General features: G+C 45.4%; 6 protein-coding genes. 1 reads left to right on the top strand and 5 read right to left on the bottom strand.

The genetic code is table 11. The annotated features are described in order from the left end of the window. Window positions 1-184: 184 nt before the first annotated feature. From E1189_RS25715 to E1189_RS03070, 5 genes are all read right to left on the bottom strand, one after another. Window positions 185-313, bottom strand: coding sequence for a hypothetical protein (locus E1189_RS25715; RefSeq protein WP_268921576.1), 129 nt, complete (start codon window positions 311-313; stop codon window positions 185-187). Window positions 314-349: 36 nt separating this feature from the next. Next, window positions 350-1213: an ankyrin repeat domain-containing protein gene (locus E1189_RS03085; RefSeq protein ID WP_155158584.1), complete on the bottom strand. Its 864-nt coding sequence runs from the start codon at window positions 1211-1213 to the stop codon at window positions 350-352. Window positions 1214-1305: 92 nt separating this feature from the next. Beyond that, window positions 1306-1971, bottom strand: coding sequence for an ankyrin repeat domain-containing protein (locus E1189_RS03080; RefSeq protein WP_155158583.1), 666 nt, complete (start codon window positions 1969-1971; stop codon window positions 1306-1308). Between the two features lie 127 nt (window positions 1972-2098). Beyond that, window positions 2099-2431, bottom strand: coding sequence for a hypothetical protein (locus tag E1189_RS03075; RefSeq protein WP_155158582.1), 333 nt, complete (start codon window positions 2429-2431; stop codon window positions 2099-2101). Window positions 2432-3099: 668 nt separating this feature from the next. After that, window positions 3100-4947 carry a WD40 repeat domain-containing protein gene (locus E1189_RS03070; RefSeq protein ID WP_155158581.1) on the bottom strand — a complete coding sequence of 616 codons (1848 nt, stop codon included), beginning with the start codon at window positions 4945-4947 and terminating at the stop codon, window positions 3100-3102. A 184-nt stretch (window positions 4948-5131) separates the two neighbouring features. On the opposite strand from E1189_RS03070, the gene E1189_RS03065 reads away from it, so the two are divergent. Next, window positions 5132-5233, top strand: coding sequence for a sugar phosphate nucleotidyltransferase (locus tag E1189_RS03065; RefSeq protein WP_230460099.1), 102 nt, complete (start codon window positions 5132-5134; stop codon window positions 5231-5233). The last annotated feature ends 12 nt before the right edge of the window (window positions 5234-5245 follow it).

Genomic DNA, 5245 nt, shown 5'->3' with positions numbered 1-5245 from the left:
CCCGGACGACAACAGAGTCAGGGTCAGCAGCGGGGAGGCAAGAAGATCAGATGTGCTTTTCATAACTCACCTTATAGTGGCAGCTGCACAACATCGAGGCAGTGCAGTATAGACGCGCCGGGTGATAAGCCAATGTCTTCTGGTCAGCCCAGCCGGACGGATGTTTGTGTCAGTCTATTACCGGTCAAAGGCGTACAGGATTAAAGCGAAACCCGATTTTCTTGTGCGCGATCAGAATGGCGATCTGAATCTGGTCGAATACAAGAGCCGAAGGGGAGGGCGGCAGCCAGACGATTGGAAATGTTGTGGCCATACATCTCCTGACTGTCGCCCTTGGCCGTTAAGGTTACTATTTTGAGTCGTTTGGCAGGCTAAGAGTAGAAAGCGAGTTTAACAAAGGTGTTTCTTCAGTAGGGGAATGAGTTGCTACCGGTTGGTAAGCCTGGAGTTTGCGGGATGCCTGTTTGAGCGCATGAATGATTGCTGTACACCGTTCATACTTAGCAGGGTTCTTGAATCTGAGAAGAGGCTTGCTGCATTTTGCTGCAGTCAGCGGGCTTTTGGCGAAAAGACCATCAAAATGCCATTTTAAAGATGGATCAGCGCCACCTCCCAGCAAAATTTTAACCACCTCATCATGGGTATTTTGAGCTGCCAGAAACAATGGTGTAGCACTGTCCTTTGCTCGTTGATTCGGCTTCGCCCCTGCGCCCACTAAAATCTGAACGATATCGGCATAACCCTCTTGAGCCGCTCGGCATAAAGGTGTGTCACCTTCTCTAATTGGTTGATCAAGCTTTGCCCCTGCGTCCACTAAAATCTGAACGAGATCGGTACGACCATCTTGAACTGCTCGATACAAAGGTGTGTCACCGTCGCTTGCTGGTTGATCAAGCACTGACCTTGCTTCCGCTAACATATGAACTAACTCAGTATGACCATCTTTAACAGCAAGATATAGGCCATGAACCGGATAGCCAGATACTCCACTGATAAACTGCTTGCTAATGTCAAATCCTTCAAGGTTCAAAAAATACTGCACGGCATCCAGATTACCTTCACGGCAGGCCGCCAGAAAATCATGCTCATTACCATATAATCTTTTCAGGTTTATTGGGCATTCGCCCGCGCCCAGTGTGTTTCTACAAAATGTGAAAACAAAGAGGAAAAAACTGGCGTAGATCCACCGTTGTTTCTCATGAATTCTTAACATAACTCAACCCACGAATAGTCATTAATAAGGGATGCATCAAATTATTCGAGTCCCAGCGCCTGAAAGATGAAGGGGGACGGATGAGACTGGTATTATTTGGAGCTTTTCATCAGTTTGAGGAAGGGGTGTTTTTCCAACCAGGAACTGTCGTCGTTAGGGTCGGTTGTTGCTAAATCATCGGCACTGGGGCGACGGATTGCTTTCTCGAGCATAGCAATGATTGTTGAATACCTGTCCCACTTTTCAGGATTGCATATCCTTAAAAAAGGCCTGCCCTGTTTTGCAGCCATCAGTGGGCTTTTTTTGATAAGGCTACAACGCCTCAATTTCTGAAGTGGGTCAGCACCGGCATCAAGCAAACATTTAACCACCTCAGGATGACCCTCCTGAGCTGCTTGAAATAAAGAAGTGGCATTATGTTGCCATGTTTTATCAATGTCTATATTAAAATCATTGACCAGAACTCGTACCACTTCAGCATGCCCATTCTGTGCCGCAAGAAAAAGGCCATGAATGGGTTTACCCGTTGCGCCACTGATAAACTGTTCGTTAATGTCAAATCCTTCAAGGCTCAAAAAGTAATTCACGGCAGCCACGTTACCTTCACGGCAGGCCGCCAGAAAATCGTGCTCACCACTGCATTCTCTTTCCAGACTTATTGGGCATTCACCCGCGCCCAGGGTGTTTGTACAAAACCCGAGAGTAAAGAGGAAAAAACTGGTGTAGATCCACTGTTGCCTCTGATGAATTCTTAACATAGTTAAACCCACGAACCGTCACTACCAAGGTGATGGTAGGTATGGCAATCAACAGGGAATATATCAAGTTATTTGAGAGCCAGCACCTGGCAGGCGAAGAGGGTGGTGGTGGCCAATCAACTAAAAGTTACTTCTGATTACAGCTTTTTCTGGATTTCAGAGTATGGAGTGCCTGCATTCTTTGCTGGGCACTTTCAATGGCTGCTTTTCTTTCAAGACTGTTACCTATCCCGAAATCCCCAAGAATAGCAAGCACATCACGACCACTGAAGGCGCTCTCATCGTTGATATGGTCCATAAAACCGCGAACTTTAGCAATCTCAAGATCAATTTCCCGGCATGACATTGTGTCACTTTCATACTGTGTCAAAACCCCTTGGCGACCATAGTTTTTGGTAGCACATCCATGAAGAGCCGTAATAAAAATTGCCAAAGGTAAAATTAAAATAATTTTCTTCATCGTATATCTCCCAGAAAGTTTCATTGAAGTTTAATGATTTGACAGGGGCGATCCATAAAAGTTCGATATTCTTTCGCATATGCTGACGGCGCCTTTCTCCGCTCTTGCCAGGTCACAGCCCTGGTCACGTAGCAGGCTACGTTCCCGGTGACATTCCTTGTGGAGTTAAAGCAGTGGCTTGGGTACTTTTAGGGTCGTGTGTCTTTTAATATTTGCTGTGTCTATGGTTAGCTTGCCAGATTGTCTGAGCTGATTGCAGAGACCTTATTATCTTGTTAAATGATGTTCTCTCATTGGCTTCATATTTACCCTACCCCAGAGGTGCAACATCCCTAATGTTGGATCGGCTCCAGCATTAAGAAGAAAAAAGTGGTGCAGATCCACCACTGCTTCTCATAAGCCCTTAACATTATTCACTCCTCGAACCGCTATCGCCCGAGGGAAGTAAGGTACAATGGCACTGAGTTTAAGATTCCCCGCCTTGCCTCGAAGGGCTTGCCCGAGAGAGATGCACCCCACTGACAAACCACGAAACATTCTAGTTCAATCCTGAGAAAGCATGCTTAAAATTGCCTGCTGGGCTACGCTCCCGGCATTGCTCCTCGAAGAGACAAAATATCCACTCGCCATCATTATGCGAAAGCAATGGCCTGGATACTTAACAACAACTAGGACCTTCTGGAGTGCACTAAATACTTCACATGTTCTTGTGACTCAACACGCTCATAAAAAACACTCCTGGACTTTGACGACGCTTTGCGCGGAAACAGGTTCCAGAAGTGCAAGGCCCGTGTATTGTATCGTGTTCCCTTTTTTGCTTCTAATCTCTGGAGTCTGGGCTCATCAGGGCTGACATTTGTATAAGCATGTCGAAATGAACCGAGTAACCGACCGTCATTTAATAATGTATAAGATTTGACATAAGTATTTATTGAGGCAAGAGTATCCTGTAAAAATGCTGGCCGCTTCAGCAAAGTGGTTGTCCATATACCAGCCTCTTTGTGCCATAACTTTATCTGTGTTGCATCACTGCCAGCACTGAGAAAGCGGCCATCTGACAGTGAGTGAATGTATGTATACTCATACTTCCCAGGAAAAGAGACAGACTCCCAGCTTCCATCAATAAAACTCCATATTTGTATTACATCCGTTGTCTTGGATATCAGTTGGCTACCCTCATGAAGAAAAACTCCTCTGATATAAGAGTGGGGGGACAGTGTTACCTGAGTCCACTTACCACCTCTTTTGCCCCAGAGAACTATGCCTTTATATTTAGGGAAAAAATGCTCTGGTTGACTCAATAACCAGCCGTTCTGGAGTAATACAATTTTATGAATCCCAGACAAGTTCGCCAGGTGAGTATATGACCACTGACCATTAGTTTCGTTCCATATCCCGATATGCCCTTTGCTGTAAACTGCGATTGTATTTGGATCAATCTCAACCAGGCGAAGCTTGTCATTATCCAGCCCTCTATTGGGTAGCTCCTGATATAACCAGATACCACCCGCTCTATGCCAGACTCTGAGAGTGCCATCTTTATGGCTGGATATGACCCTTCCATCAGATAATGGGATGACGCAGTGGTAACGCTCCTGGATAGCTGTGTCATCAGTGAGTTTTTCTAAAATCCATTCGCCTTTATACTCGAACCAGACGAAAATGCTGGCAGGGTCAAACTTCGGATTAAACCAGGTGACCATTCTTTTATCGGGAGAAATGGAAACACTGGCCGCATGTCCAAAATCCTGGCCAGACCATTTTCCATCTGTTTTTTTCCATACGTGCAAACGCTCAGCCCCTCTTGAGAGCACAGTGAGAAAATGGTTTTCATCAATCACAAGCACCCTGTTGATATATCCTTTGGGATTAATGATCTCTATGGATGACCAGTGTTCGCCGGTATAGGGAATGATTTTTGGAGACGGGGTATCATCGCGTGCACGTTTCATCCCCCTGAGTATTAAACGATTATCTGGGAGAACACCTAAAAAAACCGTATGAACTGAATGGATAAAACTATCTGTCGGTACTTGCTGAATGACCGTCTGCTGTTTTATCTGTTTTTTCATGGTTTTCGCAGTTTTGACCATGAGATATTGTGACAGATTCGTCAGCTGTGCAGACCGGATGGGAACTCCTAGCTCTCTGGCTGATAAGGTGCTTACTAAGTCCTGCCTGTAAGGAGGATGAAAACCATGGTGGCCTTTATTGAATTCAAGTTTCTCAGTGTTGGACTTTTTGGAAAAAGCACTTTCCATGCTCCGTTTGTGGGCAAGAGAAGTTCTCTTTTTAATTCTGACACTGAAGCGTCTTTTCTGAATGGCGTCATATGCGGAACCGAACTCTTCATAGTTATGCCCATGCGAGTTATGGGCACTGATCTTTGCTTTAGAACCTCCATAGGAGATCGTGCTAGAGAGCATAAGCAACAAAAAGGTTAGCGTCAGAGGAGGAAGAGTGAAAGTCTGGTCACTGATAACGCTGTTCAGGTTATTCTGTTTATTTTTTGGCACATTAAATGCCCTCAACTGAGGCGTGGAGACCAAGAATAGCACCTCCATTATTTCTACAAGAGATTAACGGGGATCTCAGAAAGTAGACAAATGTTCAAGGCACCAGATCCTGCCCAAATATCACCCTTGCTGATTCGTTGATTTTGTAGCACTTTATCTTTTGGCTTCATTGGATAAGGGCTGCATGGCTTCTTCTATTGTTCCTGTCATTCTTGCTGGTGGTACTGGCTCTCGCCTTTGGCCTCAGTCTCGCTCTCTCTGGCCTAAGCGGCTAAGTTACCCATGACGGTTGCTTGAA

It is taken from the genome of Parendozoicomonas verongulae (genome assembly GCF_009711465.1).
Classification (GTDB): Bacteria; Pseudomonadota; Gammaproteobacteria; order Pseudomonadales; family Endozoicomonadaceae; genus Sansalvadorimonas; species Sansalvadorimonas verongulae.
Note: the sequence above shows the minus strand (reverse complement) of the source record. Positions and strands in the feature narration are given on the sequence as shown.